Source organism: Paraburkholderia sp. EG286A (assembly GCF_040965375.1).
GTDB lineage: Bacteria > Pseudomonadota > Gammaproteobacteria > Burkholderiales > Burkholderiaceae > Paraburkholderia.
In genome coordinates this window covers 1-272 of the sequence record NZ_JBFRCB010000051.1, presented here as the reverse complement: position 1 = coordinate 272, position 272 = coordinate 1, and the positions used below count along the sequence as shown (strand labels likewise).

Below are 272 nucleotides of genomic sequence, written 5' to 3'. Positions count from 1 at the left end.
TCCTCCGTTACCCTTTGGGAGGAGACCGCCCCAGTCAAACTGCCTACCATGCACTGTCCCCGATCCGGATCACGGACCAAGGTTAGAACCTCAAACAGATCAGGGTGGTATTTCAAGGACGGCTCCATGCAGACTAGCGTCCACACTTCACAGCCTCCCACCTATCCTACACAAACCGGTTCAAAGTCCAATGCAAAGCTACAGTAAAGGTTCATGGGGTCTTTCCGTCTAGCCGCGGGGAGATTGCATCATCACAAACACTTCAACTTCGC

1 rRNA gene is annotated in these 272 nt (G+C 52.9%); it reads right to left on the bottom strand.

Annotated elements, in window-relative coordinates:
• Nucleotides 1–272, bottom strand: a 23S ribosomal RNA gene (locus tag AB4Y35_RS42210); the annotation flags it as partial.